Below are 16,369 nucleotides of genomic sequence, written 5' to 3'. Positions count from 1 at the left end.
TGTCCCCCTTTCGGACGGCAAATAAATAGCCGTACGTAGCATTGTATTTTCAGCGCCTTACCGGACTATTAAGGCATATCCCTTCGCCAATCAATATCAGACGCCGGCAGACCGGTGGAGGGGAACATCTAAATCCCCGGCGTACATTCACCACAGGAGGATGTCATGAGTGAGACAGGCGAAAGATTGAGCATGGGTTGGTTACCGGACTACCCGGACTTCAGGGACTACACCCCTGAACACGGAATGATCAAGCCGATGCTGACGAGAGCCAAGGCGGCGACACCGCCCAAGGCGATTCCTTTAACGGCGGACCTGCGCCCCTGGTGTTCCCCCATCGAGGACCAGAAAAACATCGGCTCATGCACTGCCCATGCGGGGGTCGGGATCTACGAGTATTTCGAGCGGCGGGCCTTTGGCAAGCATCTCGACGCATCCCGGCTCTTCCTCTACAAGGTGACCCGCAACATGTCCCACTGGACCGGGGACACCGGCGCCTTCCTCCGTACCACCATGGGGGCGCTGGCCCTCTTCGGCACACCGCCGGAAGAGTACTGGCCCTACGTCACCGCCGACTTCGACAAGGAGCCGCCGGCCTTCTGCTACGCCTTTGCCCAGAGCTTCCAGGCGCTCAGCTACTACCGCCTCGATCCGCCCGGGACGACAAAGGCCGACCTCCTGATCCGGATCAAGACCAACCTGGCGGCAGGACTTCCGTCCATGTTCGGCTTCACGGTCTACAACTCCATTACCCAGGCTGCGGCAAGCGGCAAGATCCCGTACCCGACCCCCGGAGAAAAGATTGCGGGCGGCCACGCCATCGTCGCCGTCGGCTATGACGACGCAATGAAGATCAAAAACACCAATGCCGGCGCGGTAGAGACCAAAGGCGCCCTCCTGATCCGCAACTCGTGGAGCACCGGCTGGGGGGCCGCCGGCTACGGCTGGCTCCCGTACGAGTACGTCCTGCAGGGGCTGGCAACCGACTGGTGGTCGATGCTCAAAGGGGAATGGGTGGAGACCGGGGTGTTCAAGCCCTGACGGGGGGAACCCGGTTAGTCGACAAGTGCATGGGGGCTGGAGATATGACGGGATCGTATCTCCAGCCCCCTTCGTCGAGGAGTTCAGCTCCGACATCCGTTATCTTGGTTTCGATCCGGATGCTCGGCAGCGACAATGTCGAACCGGGCCATCGCCTCGTTCAGGGCCGGTGCCCACCCCGTCGGGTCGGCGCAGCCGGGCATGATCTGCTTGAGTTGCTCTGGGGTAAGGGTTGCCATCAGCCCCTCCATTTACCCCCACATCGCTCTGCCGGCTGCCTGGGACCACGGGATCAAATAGGCTTGAATTTTTCGTTAAAGGTATCCTGCTGTTTTCTCTTTTCATTCAATGATGCTGCAGGGTCTAAGGAGCCCTTTGTCAGTTCGTACGCCGCGTTCAGCATCTCCACGAACCGTCCCTCGACCTGCTTCAGCTGCGCCTCGTCGAGCTTCTTGTCCACCCCGTACTTTGCCAGGATCTGCCGGAACACCGCCAGATCCTCCTCAAGCATGGTTTCGCGCGGAGTGTTCGCAAAGTAGTCGTTCAGCTGCGTTACCCGGCCCGGTTCATCCAGGATATGCTGGACAAATGCCCGGTACTCTGCCGCGAACGCAGGTGCATTCCGGACAAGCATGACGTTGTTGCTGTCCATCATGAAACTGCGCACATCCGCATTGGCCGAGCCGATGACTATGTCGTCTCCCAGCACGGTCACCTTGCTGTGCAGCGAGAGCTTGTCCTTGCCCGGTTGCGGCTGGTACTCGAAATACTCGAAGCGGGCCCGGCCCGGCTGGTCCTTCTGCTGCTGGTAGAATTCGGTAAATGCCTTAAGGGAGTGCCGGGCCGCCAGGTTGACCACGTTCAGGTCGGTGGTCTCGATGGAGTTGGTGAGCACCGTAACCGTGACGTTGCTGCAGTCCAGTGCACCGCCCGCCAATTGACTCAAGCCAAAGGTCAGGTTGGCTGCCGGGAAGAAATAGGCGTTGTGCAGGATGATCCGCGCCGGGTTTGCCGGCGTCGCCCGGACGCATACCTCCGGGAGCGACTGGAGCCACAGGGCGGTGATGTTTTTTTCGCTGGCCCCCTCTTTGCCGGCAATGGCTCCGTAGCTCCTGGCCCGCTCGGCCGGGGGCACGGATCTGTTGAAGGGAATGTTTTCGAAGTAGGTCAGCACCGTGGCGGCATCGACCGGGAATCCCCCCTCTTCGGCAGCGACTGTCGGCAGGTAATGCTCTCTGTAGTGGCCTTCATTCCCGGTCATCTCCTGCTGCAGTCTTGCCAGACGCTGGTCCAGGGAGAGGAAGCGGGCCTGGAACTCATTGTCGATGCAGGCTTCCCTGGCTACCGCTTCAGTCAGCGCTTTGCAGTTTTTTTCCGCCTCTCTGAAGGCAGCTCCATTGGCAGCGAAGTCGTTTGGGGCGTGCTGACGCACTTCCGCCAGGGTGGCAACCATGGCCGAGAAGTTCCACAAGTCATCGAAGGATCTGACCATCTCATCGCCCCCTTGCCGGAGTTCGGCATAGAGGTCGGTATCCATGAACAGGTACTTTTTGACCAGGGGATTTGGGTGCATATGGTAGGAGTCTTCGATATTCCGCCCTCCCATCTGCACGTGGTGGCCATCCACCAGCAGCAGCTTGTGGTGGAGAAAATCAGTCAGGTGGTTCCAGTCTCTGGTCTCGTCCTTCGAGAACTCCTTGCCCACCGGCAGAATCCCGGTGACCAGGTCGTCTATGGGGTTGAGCTGCTCGCCGTACAGGGCAAAGGCGAAGAAGAGGAACGCCTTCGCCTCCAGGCGCTCGAAGAGGGGCGCAGTGCGGGAATCCCAGTAGCTTTGGGCGACCTTCTTCAGGTTCTCCTTGTCCTGGGGAGTAGCTGACGGCGCCCCTCCTTTCATTTTGGCCAGGTCCAGGTTCTGCCCTTGCTGCACAGCCTGCGCCATCAGGTCGGGCCGCTTGGCGTAGAGCCCGGAGAGGAACAGGCCGGAATTGCCGATATTCAGGTTGGAGATGTTGCGGCTACCGACGGGCTGGCCGTCGATGGTCTCGTCGGCAAAGAGCCGGTCGATGGCGGCGAATTTCCCGGCCGAGCAGGTTTCGGTGCCGGGAGCGAAGGCGGCCGGGCTGCACCCCATGGTCATGTAGACCGCGTCCTGCACGATGTTCTTTGTCGGTCGGTTATAGAGGCGGACTTGCAGGTTGCCGCCACCTTCCCTTTCCAGCAGGGAGAAGAGGTCGAGGCGCCCGTAGTTGGTATGGTAGTCCACCAGGAGCCGCACCGTTACCCCTCTCTTGGCAGCATCGATGAGGGCCTTGGAGAGGGTCGAGGAGCTGTAGTCGTCGGCAAAGATGTAGTACATCAGGTCTATGGAGGATGTGGCTCCCTCAACCAGCTTCAGCTTGTTGAGAAAGGCCGCGTCGTTATCGGTGATGACCCTGGCTGTCGCCGCAAGCGGCCCGGCAGATGGAGTTGCCCGCTGCATCGTGGCGCAGCCGGACAGTAGCGCGACCGAGAGGACAAAGGGGATAAGACGTCGGTTCATGGTTACCTCCGATGAAAGATCATGCTCGGACCGTTGACGACCGAGGCAGGCATCCCTGGGCGATATAGGCCTGATGTAGGCGCTTTCCGGCCATGGAGAGGCGGATATAGCGGTGCCAGATGAACACCAAATCGAAGACAAGTATGGCAAGCCACCAAAGGTAGAGGAATGCGGCGCCATTGACCAGGAACATCCAGAGTGAACCGTGGCTTGTTCCCGCCAGCAGAGCCACGCCCAGGAGGATGGCAATGCCGCCACCACCGGTCAGGAGAAGCGGCAGGAGTTTCGTGTCCGGCCAGATCCTGCCGGCAACTGTGGAGAGGAGCAGAGTCCCCGCTCCCCACCAGACAGGCGCCGAGATGAAAGCGGTAGCCTGATGGGCAGCAGGCAGCAGGTCTTTCAACGCCAGATAGGAGAAGATGCCAAGTATGCCTACGGCGATGCCGGCAGCCTGCCAGGCAGCAATGCGTGTGAGACGCTGGATTCGTACCGCCATGGATACGCCGGCAAGCAGGGAAAAATACCCGACCGTCTGAGAGGCTCTGCCCAATGACAACGCGCTGTCAGTGCATCCGAGGAGACCGTTGACGATCCTGCCGAGAAGGAAGGCCGCTGCCAGAAACAGCGCGATCACGCATATCGTGGAAACCGTGTACTGGACAAATCGTGCCCATGGACTACTGGTCGGCTTCGACGCTTTTGCCGGGAGCGGCTTACCGTTGATCGACGGTGGCGGCGTAATGGCCGTGCTGATGCAGTGGCGGAATAGGCCGTCGTCATCCCAGTAGTCCACATGGGCCTTGCCGGGGAACAGGTAGCGGCTGAAGCCGATATCATTCTTCTCGTCGAACGCGAACACCCGGCACTGCCGTTCATCAAGCCAACTGCGGGCGCTGTTCAGTTCAAAACCGACCGGATCGCCGAAATCGTAGTAATTGAGCCAGGTTACACGACCGGCCCGGAGCGGTGCAAACTGTTGCGGCGTGAAGCGCTCCCATAGCTCCGGCCAGAGTATCAGGTGCTTGTCGATTGGCGAACCGATGGTGATGAAGCTTCGTACCCGGTCGATCCACCCCCAATCCCGGTCCCAGTCAGGATTGTTGTTCTGTGCATTCTTGTGCCCCAGCCCTTCGAGGAGCGCCAGAAATGAGACAACCGTCCCCTCGCTGTGGGCGATGACATGTATCTCGGTATCCTCATCAAAGGCGTGGATGTCCCGTACGGCATCGAAAAACCGGCCGAGAATCTGCTCCCGGTATGTCTCAAACTCGGTGAAGAGCTGCACGTCGCCGACAAAGTCGGTCAGCACCTTGGACAGATCAAAACTGAACAGGCCGGCCTTTTCCGCGATGAACAAGAGGCGCTCCAGCACGGTGACCGTTTCGATGATTTCCTCGAGGACCCGCTTGATCTGTCGGGCATCCTCAACCTTGATGCCAACCGGATTGCTTGCAGCGTCGTGGGGGTAGTTGGTCTGCAGCCGCTCCACAATGGTCTTTGCCCAGGATACGGTCTCTTCCAGCGTGTACCCATCCTTCACCACGCCGCGCGGAATATCGGCCCAGTAGACCTCGCGGAAACCGAGATCAGCCGGGAGTTGCGGATCAGGGGGGTGAGCCGTGAAGAAGATGGGGGGAGCTCCCGATGCGGCATGCCTGCTGAAGGCAGAATGGTATCTGCCCAGAGGCACTGCTCCGGGCGCCTGGTAGTACTTGCAGAACTGGCGGGCGATCATCTGGATAGTTTCATTGCGGACCTGATCACCGATCCCGTGCACGCCGACGATGATCTTCCTTTTTCGCTGTTCCTCGCCCATGGCCGCCCCCTACCAGAAGATCCCCAGCACGGTGGCCTTCTTCGGGCCGCCGAACAGGTGCATGTCGAATTGTGCCCGAGAACTCCTGTCGTCCGGCTCGATAACCGCCTGCTGGCGTGGCCCGTTCTCCAGGAAGGTGAGGGTGGCGTCCTGGCCGTCGTTCCGGTATGGCTTGCCCACCCTGGGCGGGTTGTCCACCTGGAAGACGCCGTAGAGCGGATGGCTGGCAGTTTCGCCGGAGATCGAAAGTACCGCCTGCTTGCTGGTGATGTAATGGCTTTCCACGGCGGTCACTACGCCGTCGCTGAAAAAGGCGCAGCCTACCAGGGCCATCAGGAGGGCCGGGGTGACGACGAAGCGGACGGCGGCAAGCTGAGCGATCTTGTTCATGGCGTTCCCCCTTTGACGGAGAGTTGATAGACGACATTGGCCACCACGACCGACGACCAGTAGGAGGTGTGGGCTACGACGAACGACTCGCCGGCACTCAGTTTGCGGTTGGTAACCCCGGGGAACATCGCAGGGGAGAGTGCCTTGCCCAGGGTGACCGGGTCGGTGGGATACCAGAGGTTGTACCAGCGGAACGGAAACGGCTGGGCAGGTGCCATGGGGCTGCGCAGGCCGAGGAGGTTCAGGGGGCTGCCAAGGGTGATCAGGCCCGAAACCGGGAGAGAAGAAAAGTTATCAGCGGTCTGTGCTTCGCGCAGGATGTCGGCGGCGATGACCGAGCCGAGGCTGTGACCTACCACGATGCAGCCGGGGAACTGCCCGATAACCCCTTTCACCAGGCTCCTGATGGCGTTGCCGTGGGGGCCGAGGTAGAGCGGGACGTCTCCGAGAAGGTCCAGAACTTTGGCAAACCAGTCGGCCGGCGGCCCGGGGATTACGGCCTTGAGCACCTCCTCGGTAACCTGGTCGACATGGTCGTTAACCGTCTCCCAGAGGGCTTCCCCCCACCAGATGCCATTACCCGGAGCCTCCCCGGCAGGGGTCTTCACCGCTTCGAATGCGCCGACCCTTGTTACCGGACGGGCGGCCTCGTACACATCGATGGAAAGCTCCTTTGAAAAACCGGCCCGGTCCTGGTTGGTGCCATAGCCGATACCATGGATTACGACAACCGGTAATCGTTTGTCCTGCATGGTCATCCCTCCTATTGATCAGCAGCGCGTCAAACAGCGGCAGGGTGTCGAGCAGCTCTGATCCGCGATCCGGATATCGGTCAAGGTACCGGTTCCCATATATAAGCTTCTTGTCGTTGTTCTCCTCCGGACCACAAAAAAGGCCGGATTGCTCGGTGACCTCCATGCGGAGAAGGCATCCGGCAACCCGGCCGACTCTAGGGTGAAAATAGGTTAGTCCCGTGGTTTTCCGTCCCCCGGTCACCCGGGGTTTGGCTACATGTTGGTTTTGCTTAATATTAAGAGATGGTTGCACAGTGTCAAGGTGTCGAAGACAAAATTTCAGGGGCGTCGCCCACCACCTGACCCCGTGCCTCTTCCTTAACGAGTTTCCGTCCGAAAACTAATTAATACTGGCGAATTTATCCCTGACGATATAATAGGATTGCTTCAATCGTTCGCGATAAGCGGGCATATCCCACGTTTTCAGGTTGAAATTCCCCATGCCGATCGTCTCGGCCGCTGAACCGGAGTTCACACCGGCCTTTACGGATTGAATCCCGATCGGCGAAAACCCCTTTTTCGCATAGAAATCATCCATAATCCGGCCTTTGGATGGGGCCATGAAGTTCAGCAGCTGCCACGGTATCCTGATTTCCAGGGTATCCCCCTTGGCATACCAATCAGACAGGGAATTGTAAAACGGACTGTTCGGGTCGCCTATGCCGTTGGTCAGGATGCCGGTTTCATAGACGGTGAGCGGCACAGTCCTCCGGTCCTTGGGGAGATAGAGCTGTTTCGACAGCATCAGCATCATCTTGTTGAAGTAAGGATTGCTCTTGCTGGCGTATTCCGGATGCTTTTCTATAAGCCCCAGCTTTTCGCCATAGTGGTAATAGTAGCTGTCGTAGTACGAATGCACCAGTATCCTGGAATTGCTCCCGTCAATCACGATTACAAAGTCGGCAGGCGTTTCGAACCCGTATGACTCAAAAACGGTGCCTCCGCTGTTCGCGGTAACATCCACCGGGATGATGATCCGTGCCCCCTCCAGTGCCTGCTTTGTATCCCGCACCATGAAATAGACATATTTCTCATCCGACAGCATATGAAGTTCGCGATTCCCCTGGATGCCGACCAGGGAGTTTGCGGGCCATTCGGCTCCGTTCCCGTCCAGGGTGACAATCGCCTCTGTGCCGGCATCAAAGGCGAGCAGGCCGAACTGCTGCTCGTTTGTCTGGGCATTTGCCCAATATGGCCGCAGGCCGGGATCGTCAAAGTCCATGGTGTTCCATGTCCTCTTGAACCACTCGTCCTGCCACGAATAGATCAGTCCCCCCACGTATCCTTCCCGATGAATGTCGTCCAGCATGGAGACCAATTGCTTCCCCTGGGTTGCTTCATCGGCAAATCCCTGATTGAATCCTGTCACAAGGTTTTCATGGGCTTTCCCGCGTGAGGAAGGTATGCCGAATTCCGCAACCAGCACCGGCACGGTATGATGTGAGATTAAGGCCTTCAGATAGGCCCGGTAGGGGTTTTTCTTTCCCGTTTCGTCAACATAGTTGACGTACTCCGCCTGATAACTGAACATGTCGGGATAATACGGATAGACGTGGTACGAGGCGAAGAGCCCCGCCGCGAAAACAGGCTTTGCCTTTATTTTCTCGGCATCTACCGAGACATGATCTTCGTAGTACAGCGGTTCGTTGTCATGGGTCAGTGGGTCGGTAGTGACCCAGTTGGTGAATGACAGTGGACGTTGGACGCCATATGTCTGCAGTTCGTAGGAAACGAGCCGATCCCCGACCGTGGCCAGGAATATTTCAAACGGCCTGGCCCCTTGCGTGGCAATGCTGGTTCCGTTGTAGTCAGCCATTCCGGCATGGTTGGTGTTGGTGGTATCAACGAATACGGGGTCCCACTCTATGCCGAGTATCCATCCGATCATGTAGTTGGAGACGTCCCTGGTGTAACTGCCGGACGCATGTCCCGCCCGTGGCGGCAGCGTTATCCTGCCGTGAATGACATCCGCCAGTTTTTTAGACTCATCAGCAAAATCGTTCAGGATTTTATTTCCGGAAGCGTATGGGTCCTTAAATGCCGCGATGTCGTCTTCGTTTACCCAGACGCCCTGCATGAAATAGAGCGGCTCGTTCTTCCCGAGATTGAATTCATAGAGTGCATCGTAAAATTCCGGTTTCATCGTCGTATAGACCCTGACGGTGTTGGCACCCATATCGTAAATCTGCTGAAACCATCTCAGATAGTCGGCCTTGGTAATGGCGAGTTCGCCGGGGAAGTATCCCGGCTTAGTAGCGCCGATGTTCACCCCTTTCAGGAAAAATTCCTTTTCGGAGCCGTTTTTCACGACATAAAACTTCTTCCCCTTTGCCACCGACGGCATCGGAAGTGGCGGCTCGGCAGATGACTGGCCCCCTCCCTGGCAGCCGGCAACTGTCATGGCAAGCAGCAGCAAAAAAAGCGTAAACAACGCTTTTGAACCTTTCATTAATAGCCCCCCCCCCCCCTCAACCCGATCATAGAAATAATTGCAGCTCAACAAAAATCTGGGCGACCTTGAGGGTCACGATATTCAACAGATGCCCCCGGATTACGGGGACATTCATTAAATCCCCCTCCACGGCATCTCCCTTACCGCCTAAGGGGCAGATGCCGGGGCAGGATTGCATACTTGCAAAGTTGCCAAGTTTGCAACTTTACAATCCCGACCCCATCGCTCTCTCTTGCCGTCAGAGCCGGACTCATACTGGTCTTCGATCAGGTGAGATGTGGTGTAGCGGTCGGTCATGTCTCAGCCTGCTCCATCATAATGTTTGATTGTGGTGGAGACGCGTCCCTAAAGGGGATACTTCGTACTGCCGTGTTATGGCGTCATCAGCAAATGTCCGAATGTGTAGCTTGACGCCAGAGGTTCCTCCCAGCACAGCAACTGACGCCAGATGTTCTCCCTTTATCGTTTCTCGGTGAATCATATTCCCGTCCTCTACTTCTTGAGCCTTCTTGACTATTGAAACCGGTGACGGCTTGACATCAATTGTTACTTCATGGATAGTTAGAGCACTATTGCCATGAGGTGAACCATGCGAACCGCACCATCTGCCTGCGCAAAAGAGCTGTTACATGAAATCAAGGCCACACCGGAGGAATATCTCCCGGCCCTGCTCGAAATCGTACGCGGCTTTCGTCACGGTATTCTCCTAAAGCCCGCCGAAGAGAGCGTCCGGCAAGGAATAAAAGAGGCGCTGGCTGGAGAAACGCTCCCTGTTTCGGAATTGTGGGCAGGGATTGATGCCCGCTGATCACGTCAACATATCCTTTACCCTCGAATTCAAGCGCAACCTGCGCGCCCTTGCCAAGAAATACCGCTCCATCCGTTCCGACATCCAGCCACTCGTCGATCAATTGCTGGCCGGCGACTTTCCCGGGGACCAGGTACCGGGAGTCAGCCTGACCATTTTCAAGGTGCGCCTGAAAAACAGCAACATTCAGAAAGGGAAGCGTTCCGGCTATCGTTGTATCTACTACCTCAAGACCCATCACGACATCATTCTGGTCACCGTCTATTCCAAATCCGAGCAGTCAGACGTCAGCACGGTACGATTGCAAGCCATTCTTCAGGAGATGGGATACTAATCCAAGCCTTACCCCCCCCACACCTTTCCCAGACCGACCGTCACCGTCGTCTAAACTTTGGGGGTCGCGTCTACAGATTTCATGTTCTGGAATCTGTAGACGCGACCCCTATTTCTCGTTCTTCATTTGAATACCCATTCTTTGGCGATAACGTCTCAAGGCGCACCGGCGAAGCGTAGCGAAGACCGAGTGGCGCCGCTGGTTGAACGTTCCTATGGCTCAGTCTCCTCAGATAAAGGCTGGACTGCGGCATACATTCGGAGCCTTCCCCAAATTTCGATACAGAAGAGTGCCGACGTTGGCATGTCATGGGCAACAACTCTGGTTATCTTTATTCCTGGCTCACGCTCATATACTGCCCCATGTTGTTGCAACTGGGCGACAATAGGTGCTGCCGCGTCATCTCTTAAGAAGAAAACTTCAACTGTGTGGTCTTTTTCAATAAAACGTCCGTCTACAACGTAAGTAATGCCTCTCACAAGCTTCTCCCCCAGCATGACTAGGTCGGAATGTGCAATAGGCACACCCGGTTGATCTTCTGGTGGAAAGTCTTTGTACTTGCCGAAATTCGGAAAAATCGACTCCTCCGGAATGGAGTGATGAGGAATGAGACTTCGCATAACTTTGTGCCGACGTTTCAGTCGGTGCTCTTGGTCTTTCGGTTTTTTCGCGTGTGTGGGATCAACAGATAGTAGTGCTTTCTGCGCAATGCCAAGTGATTTATTTTCTGCGGGGTCGATGCACAGCCCAAATCTGAGAAGAAGATTATTTTCCATGCGACCATGAATTCTATTGCACTCAGTACAGGCAGGCATCTGCCATTTTTCCAGATTTTCGGGTGTTGTCTCCGGATACCATGAGTCAGGGAAGACGTGATCGGATGTCAGGGAATCAAATTCCTCAAGGCAATGTACACAACGGCCTGCCAGAAATTTTTTTGCCATTTTTCCTCTCGTTCAACTCGTAATTGGCGCTGCTTATCTCCGCTAGACGGGCTTCTCTGAGCCATCGAACTTTGCGGCATAGTCTTTAGTGACGATGCCTTTGCCTGTACCTACCACACATGGCTGAACCCATGTCCACTTCTCCGGCGCATACTGTCGTGGGTGACCACGCCGGAGGTGTACTCTGGGTGATGCATGTGTACCATTAAGTTTTTTTTTGCCACTCAGAACGTAACTGTCAGAAGTATCCGCTGCAGATTGCCGCCGGGGTTGTGGTTGATCTTGTCGGTGATCCCCTGCCAGATATCAGCCCCGCCTCCCCCGCCTCCACCACCATTACCGCCGCCAGTTTCGGTGGCAGCAGTCCGATTCCTTGTCCCCAAGGGGATGAACTGGCCAATGGCATAGGTCAGCTTCACCTTGCTCCATTGGTAGCCGAGGCCAAGCGAAAGGAACAGCATATCGATCCGGTCGGTATCAAGGGTCAACCTTCCCGCTCCGGTATTGCCCAGACCGAAAAGGACGCTTCGCCAGTAGTCCAGGTTGGCAGCCGTCTTCATATGGAGATACTGAAACCCCAGATTGAAGGAGAACTGTTCTCCTGTGTAGCCGGTTGTCAGGTGGTACTGATCCGTGACCAGCGAGGCCAGGTAGGTGTGGTTGTAGTTGCCAACCAACAGGGCCGGCCAGAAGTCGAGAACTGCCGAGGAGGTCGCAATCCCGCCACCGTTTGAATCCAGTTCCAGCCGCTGGTAATTCGCTTCAAGATTCCAGCGTGTGCCCAGCTTCGCACCCATCCCGAAACGATACTTGCGCCAGTCGATGGTTCCGGCCAGATAGCCGCCGTTCTTGTTTTCCACGAAAAAATCCTGTGCAAACCGAAGGGTGCGGGTTGCGTAACTGCCCGCACCGTACAGATTCCCCGGCAGATCGACCCGCCACAAAATTTCTCGATTGTCGGGCTTCTGCAACTCGTTACTGTACGAAATCGTTGCTATATCGCGAAAAGTTCCGGTGAGGTACAACTCGTTGATTTCCTCACGATAGCGGAATGGCACAATGCCACTGTGCCCGGAGAGAGTCACGCCAAAGTTGGCGGCTGAGTCCAGAAAGGAGCGGCGATACCCCACCGCCAGTTCCTTCGCGACTGACAGTTCCGCACTGATGGGTATCTCCGGGGCACTGCGATAGTCGGTATTGACAACCGACATGCCGATACGGAGGAGATCGGCGGTGTTGACGTGAATTCCGGCCTTGGTGGCTTCGAAGTTTTCCGCACTGCGCAGACCAATCCTTTCCTGGGAGTTGTTGGCAGCCACCTCGAACCAGTGGTAATCGTAGCCGGCAGCCACGCTCCCCCTGATCTTCTCGTTCATGAGACTGAATGGTGCCGCACCGGTGACTCCCAGCTTCTCTGAGTAGACGTGGGACCCCTTCCAGCGTCCGTCGAAGACCCTTACCGTCCGCTGGTACTCGTAGCCGCTTTCCAGCCGGTAATGCCCGTCGGTGTCGAGGGTGAAGGGTTTCTGGAAGTCGGCCGCCTCCGGACGTTGCAGCACCTGCCTGAGCCCACCCCTGGCAAGGGAGTCGACCCCCTTGTCGAGGAAAAGATCGATTACTTCCGTATAGGCTCCGGCAGGGGATGCTACGAAAAGCAGCAGACAGAACAGTGCACCAATGGAGGCATCAAAAAAAGGGCGACCGTTGCGGCCGCCCCAAGAACATAAGATTCTCATAGGTTAAAAGAAATTGCTCAGCAGTTTGGCTGCGGTGCCGTCCGGTTTGCCGGCGTACTTGAGCAACTTACCGTCTGAAATTTCATAGAAGTAACCATTGACGATGACTCCGGGGTTTACGTTGCCAGCAGTAAACGTAATTTTCCCCTGCATGTCGTACTTGCTCTTGTTCAAGTAGAGGTAGTTATTCCAGAATCCGAGGAAGTGGCTCCTTTCCGTGGTGGAGAAGAGTTTGGTGTCTGTCGTGAGATTACTCCACTTGTGCACCTCAGACTGATACGCTCCATTGCTCCAAGTCCCGGATAAGTAGTAAATATCGGTGCCATCACCTACCGCGCTGTTAACCCAGCTATTGGCCGGCAAGGCCAATGAACCGGCGGGGGTGGAGCTTACGCTGTACGTGCTGTTACTTATAGTGACCGGGTAGAGCTTCAGATAAGTGGTATAAGTATTAGGCGCCGTTGTCGTACTCTGCGACTCGGGTCTCAAGACGTAAAAGCCGTTATTGTACCTGATCAGCCCATAAATATAGCTGTTAGTGCCGCCAGTCGCGAATGTTGTCACCACCCCCGTGGCAGGATCGATTTTCATTATGTCATAGCCGCCGCCACCCTGATAGGCAGTGGCGTAGATACTGGTCCCATCGGTTACAACGTTCCAATAGTAATCTCCCGTCTTCCCGGTAAGTACCGCCCCACCGAGCATCGGCAGAATCCCATTGAAGCCGGCCACATTATTGGCCGCGGTATTATTCGGCAAGATGCCATTCAGGGTGTAGTCCGGCAGGTCACTCGTGGGCTGGATGTTACTGTCAACAGGAACCTTAATTTGAGTTGACACCGAAGTCGTACCATTCCACACGTACCGCGTTGAATCCCTAACTGCGGCAACGGCTTTACCATAAGTTGCGGAAAGCGTCGCATCCGGCGCCACATCGTAACCAAGCGCCGGGAAATCGGAGCGATCCAGCGGATTGGTGAAGAATTTGGTGGCGTCGAAGGTCAACTGCTTGCCATTCCCTATGGTGATGGTAAGCGGTGGACCGGTAAGGGCGGACTTGATCTTGGCAAGCACATCGGTGGCGTTGGTATGATCAGTCGTCGACCAGTGGCTCAAGTCAATGGCCCCCTGACCGGCAGACCTGGTCTTCACGGCAGCGTACGCCGCTTCGGCCTTGTCGCGAGCAGCTTTTACATAGTCCAGAGCCGCGGTCATCTTGGCGTTGCCGTCGGACTTCAGAGTGAAGAAGGTTGATTGATTGATCGTCTTCAGCGGATCCTGCTTGAGCTTGTCGTAGTCGTTTCTTACCCCGTTCCCGTCGTAGTCAAACACATCAAGGTTGTAGGCGGTGGAAATCTTCAGCAGTGCCAGAGCACCATTGGTAAGGGCTTCGATAGCGTAGATCTCGCCGTCAGTGATGATTACATCCTTGCCGTAGGTCGGGTTCCCCTGCATCGCCTTGGTCACCGTGAAGGTGTAGCTCTGCCCTTCCAACTTGGCAAGGAGGGCCAGAGAGCCTTTCAGTTCCGGAATGATCACGTTGTCGATAACGGTCTGCAGGTCGCTGATGGACGTAGCCGTTGCCGGCACGCTGGTAACGACCTTGGGATTGGCCTTGGTCGGAGCCTTCTGCTTGGGAAGCCTGTCCATCAGCTCCGTGAATGCGGAGACAACTTCTACGGCCGTCGTACGGGAGGCATCTTCCGAAGTCATGGCGGCACTCTTGAGCGTTGTGCTGCCGGACGTTTTACGCAACAGCCCGGTGTAGTTTTTGAAAGGATTGCCGACCGGGCTTGTCCGGGAAATCAGACCATTGGCCGTTGGCGCCACGCCGCCCCACTTGGTGATCACGTCGCGGACTTCCGGCTTTTCGGTCAGCATGATGACACGGGTGATGCCCGCACCAAAGATGGCATCCTTATTGTTCGGGTCGACAAGAAGGGCTTTTTCGTAGTTTATACTGGCATTGGCCACATCCTGCTTTTCCATATACAATTTGGCAAGGCCGACGAAGTCGACCGCTGCAGAAGTACCACCGCTGATGGCAGGCGGCGTGTAGCTGGTTGCAGCTGTGGTAGCCGTTGTTGCGGCGGCAGTGGAATCTATGGTTCTTGTTCCTTGAGCAGCAACACGATCGGTTACCACCACGACCACTATATTGATGGTGACACTCGTCAATTCTCCATTTACAAAAGAGCTGGCATCAACATTCCGCTTTACTGCTGCGTCAACCATGTTGAACAGGTTGACCAGATCAGCTTTATCGGCAGAGTCAATGGCTGAGAGGTTGCCCAGGGTCAGGGTTTGGATCTTGTACTCAAGTGCTGCCGGCTTGACATCCGTGCTCAATCTGCTGGAGATGGTGTCCACTGAAACCTTCGCCGGCAGTGCAGTCTCGCCAAGCTTAAAGCCAGGACCGGCCACCGCCTTCAACTTCTGCTCAGCCACGACAACGGCAGCGGTGGAGACTGTATTGACGTTCTGTGCTTCCACCACGCCGGGCTTCACGTCATCCTTGGCCACGATCTTCTTGACCACCTGGCTGCCCTTCTTGGCCTTGAGGATATAATCAACGCCAGTGGGCAGGTCTTTGATCTCGAACTGGTATTTTTTCACACTAAGCGTGTCATCATACTGGGGCTTAACCGATGTCAGCTTGTTCCCATTCAGGTCGTACGCTTCTACGGTAACATCCGTTGCCTCTACCATCTTGTCCACACTCTTGGCAACTGTCGCAGCAGGAAACTCGACCATCCCCTTCAAGGTGGTCTTGTCTCCGCCCCCGCCGGCTCCGCCCCCGCCGCATGCTGCCAGCAGCACGAGAAGGAGACACGTCACTGCCACACCGCCTAAAACTCGCATCCGTCCCTTCATTTACCCCTCCCACGTTCAAGTATTTTCCTGGGTTGCACGTCGATCGGCAACCTGGTACCGCCATTGAATACAAGTGACCCATGTAGATTTCTGCTCAAGGTGTTATACAGAGGATATCGAGGAAAACACATCAGCCGGAATGAGTATTTTTGGAGTATACAAGGACCATTTAGTTAAAGAATCCCTTTCTTGCGAGCCTTCATGATGGCATCGTTCCTGCCCTTTGCCTGAAGTTTTTCATAGATGTGGGTCATGTGGGTATGGACCGTATGGACACTCAAATGCAGGGAATCAGCGGTCTTCTTCCTGACTCCGTGACGGCAAATTCAGCAATTTGAAATTTGCCAGCTGTAACCATTTGAAGTTTTTTGATAATTAAGCTATTTTGCTATGCAACAAAAACTCACCCGGCAGGTGAATTCATGAAGCGTTTTGTGATCGAACAGTCCGACGAAGAATTCTACACTTCCCACTCCGGCATCGCCCTTGTCGGGCTGGCCCTGAACCGTTTCACGTCCCTCTCTTCAGCCCTGGCAGTCATGGATGCCCCAGGCGATCTGATCGCCGGCATCGACATCATCAGGAGCTACTGTGCCCTTCTCGCTCAAGGGAAAAGTGATTTCGTCGCCGTTGAGCAG

13 protein-coding genes, 1 pseudogene and 1 riboswitch are annotated in these 16,369 nt (G+C 56.1%); of the genes and pseudogenes, 4 read left to right on the top strand and 10 right to left on the bottom strand.

Annotated elements, in window-relative coordinates; all coding sequences use genetic code 11:
- Window positions 1–165 precede the first annotated feature (165 nt).
- Entirely contained in the window at window positions 166–1,041 is an 876-nt protein-coding gene (locus JN12_RS17360; protein ID WP_145025092.1) for a C1 family peptidase, read from the top strand.
- A gap of 83 nt (window positions 1,042–1,124) precedes the next feature.
- On the opposite strand, the gene JN12_RS20570 is transcribed toward JN12_RS17360, so the two are convergent.
- The 6 genes from JN12_RS20570 to JN12_RS17335 all read right to left on the bottom strand — a co-directional run bounded on the left by JN12_RS20570 (window position 1,125) and on the right by JN12_RS17335 (window position 9,032).
- The gene (locus tag JN12_RS20570; protein WP_170242024.1) at window positions 1,125–1,280 is read right to left on the bottom strand and encodes a hypothetical protein; all 156 of its coding nucleotides are present in this window, start codon (window positions 1,278–1,280) and stop codon (window positions 1,125–1,127) included.
- Window positions 1,281–1,333: 53 nt separating this feature from the next.
- On the bottom strand, window positions 1,334–3,583 hold the full coding sequence (locus tag JN12_RS17355; RefSeq protein WP_145025090.1) for a phospholipase D-like domain-containing protein: 2,250 nt from the start codon (window positions 3,581–3,583) through the stop codon (window positions 1,334–1,336).
- A gap of 19 nt (window positions 3,584–3,602) precedes the next feature.
- Entirely contained in the window at window positions 3,603–5,399 is a 1,797-nt protein-coding gene (locus tag JN12_RS17350; RefSeq protein WP_145025088.1) for a lipase family protein, read from the bottom strand.
- Window positions 5,400–5,408: 9 nt separating this feature from the next.
- On the bottom strand, window positions 5,409–5,789 hold the full coding sequence (locus tag JN12_RS17345) for a hypothetical protein (protein WP_145025086.1): 381 nt from the start codon (window positions 5,787–5,789) through the stop codon (window positions 5,409–5,411).
- The gene (locus JN12_RS17340) at window positions 5,786–6,541 is read right to left on the bottom strand and encodes a hypothetical protein (RefSeq protein ID WP_145025084.1); all 756 of its coding nucleotides are present in this window, start codon (window positions 6,539–6,541) and stop codon (window positions 5,786–5,788) included. The genes JN12_RS17345 and JN12_RS17340 overlap by 4 nt, the downstream gene beginning before the upstream one ends.
- A gap of 178 nt (window positions 6,542–6,719) precedes the next feature.
- Window positions 6,720–6,807, bottom strand: a riboswitch (cyclic di-GMP riboswitch).
- Window positions 6,808–6,923: 116 nt separating this feature from the next.
- Window positions 6,924–9,032 carry a family 2 glycosyl transferase gene (locus tag JN12_RS17335; protein ID WP_145025082.1) on the bottom strand — a complete coding sequence of 703 codons (2,109 nt, stop codon included), beginning with the start codon at window positions 9,030–9,032 and terminating at the stop codon, window positions 6,924–6,926.
- A gap of 592 nt (window positions 9,033–9,624) precedes the next feature.
- Here JN12_RS17335 and JN12_RS17330 point away from each other — a divergent pair.
- Complete coding sequence (locus JN12_RS17330) at window positions 9,625–9,843, top strand: hypothetical protein (protein WP_211360578.1); 219 nt, start codon at window positions 9,625–9,627, stop codon at window positions 9,841–9,843.
- The gene (locus JN12_RS17325; protein ID WP_145025080.1) at window positions 9,833–10,177 is read left to right on the top strand and encodes a type II toxin-antitoxin system RelE/ParE family toxin; all 345 of its coding nucleotides are present in this window, start codon (window positions 9,833–9,835) and stop codon (window positions 10,175–10,177) included. The genes JN12_RS17330 and JN12_RS17325 overlap by 11 nt, the downstream gene beginning before the upstream one ends.
- 212 nt (window positions 10,178–10,389) lie before the next feature.
- On the opposite strand, the gene JN12_RS17320 is transcribed toward JN12_RS17325, so the two are convergent.
- The 4 genes from JN12_RS17320 to JN12_RS21135 form a co-directional block, all read right to left on the bottom strand.
- Window positions 10,390–11,121 carry an HNH endonuclease gene (locus tag JN12_RS17320; RefSeq protein ID WP_145025078.1) on the bottom strand — a complete coding sequence of 244 codons (732 nt, stop codon included), beginning with the start codon at window positions 11,119–11,121 and terminating at the stop codon, window positions 10,390–10,392.
- Between the two features lie 224 nt (window positions 11,122–11,345).
- Window positions 11,346–12,857, bottom strand: a complete 1,512-nt coding sequence (locus JN12_RS17315) for a hypothetical protein (protein ID WP_145025076.1) — start codon at window positions 12,855–12,857, stop codon at window positions 11,346–11,348.
- Between the two features lie 3 nt (window positions 12,858–12,860).
- Window positions 12,861–15,695: a hypothetical protein gene (locus JN12_RS17310; RefSeq protein ID WP_145025074.1), complete on the bottom strand. Its 2,835-nt coding sequence runs from the start codon at window positions 15,693–15,695 to the stop codon at window positions 12,861–12,863.
- Between the two features lie 209 nt (window positions 15,696–15,904).
- Complete coding sequence (locus tag JN12_RS21135) at window positions 15,905–16,057, bottom strand: LuxR C-terminal-related transcriptional regulator (protein ID WP_145025144.1); 153 nt, start codon at window positions 16,055–16,057, stop codon at window positions 15,905–15,907.
- Window positions 16,058–16,153: 96 nt separating this feature from the next.
- Here JN12_RS21135 and JN12_RS17300 point away from each other — a divergent pair.
- Window positions 16,154–16,369, top strand: a pseudogene (locus JN12_RS17300) (IS1380 family transposase); the annotation flags it as partial.

Source organism: Geobacter argillaceus (genome assembly GCF_007830735.1).
Classification (GTDB): domain Bacteria; phylum Desulfobacterota; class Desulfuromonadia; order Geobacterales; family DSM-12255; genus Geomobilibacter; species Geomobilibacter argillaceus.
Note: the sequence above shows the minus strand (reverse complement) of the source record. Positions and strands in the feature narration are given on the sequence as shown.

What these genes read in the sequence shown, in the direction of transcription:
- JN12_RS17360 (WP_145025092.1), top strand. Translation starts at nt 166, where the DNA reads ATGAGTGAGACAGGCGAAAGATTGAGCATGGGTTGGTTACCGGACTAC.
- JN12_RS20570 (WP_170242024.1), bottom strand. Translation starts at nt 1,280, where the DNA reads ATGGCAACCCTTACCCCAGAGCAACTCAAGCAGATCATGCCCGGCTGC.
- JN12_RS17355 (WP_145025090.1), bottom strand. Translation starts at nt 3,583, where the DNA reads ATGAACCGACGTCTTATCCCCTTTGTCCTCTCGGTCGCGCTACTGTCC.
- JN12_RS17350 (WP_145025088.1), bottom strand. Translation starts at nt 5,399, where the DNA reads ATGGGCGAGGAACAGCGAAAAAGGAAGATCATCGTCGGCGTGCACGGG.
- JN12_RS17345 (WP_145025086.1), bottom strand. Translation starts at nt 5,789, where the DNA reads ATGAACAAGATCGCTCAGCTTGCCGCCGTCCGCTTCGTCGTCACCCCG.
- JN12_RS17340 (WP_145025084.1), bottom strand. Translation starts at nt 6,541, where the DNA reads ATGCAGGACAAACGATTACCGGTTGTCGTAATCCATGGTATCGGCTAT.
- JN12_RS17335 (WP_145025082.1), bottom strand. Translation starts at nt 9,032, where the DNA reads ATGAAAGGTTCAAAAGCGTTGTTTACGCTTTTTTTGCTGCTGCTTGCC.
- JN12_RS17330 (WP_211360578.1), top strand. Translation starts at nt 9,625, where the DNA reads ATGCGAACCGCACCATCTGCCTGCGCAAAAGAGCTGTTACATGAAATC.
- JN12_RS17325 (WP_145025080.1), top strand. Translation starts at nt 9,833, where the DNA reads ATGCCCGCTGATCACGTCAACATATCCTTTACCCTCGAATTCAAGCGC.
- JN12_RS17320 (WP_145025078.1), bottom strand. Translation starts at nt 11,121, where the DNA reads ATGGCAAAAAAATTTCTGGCAGGCCGTTGTGTACATTGCCTTGAGGAA.
- JN12_RS17315 (WP_145025076.1), bottom strand. Translation starts at nt 12,857, where the DNA reads ATGAGAATCTTATGTTCTTGGGGCGGCCGCAACGGTCGCCCTTTTTTT.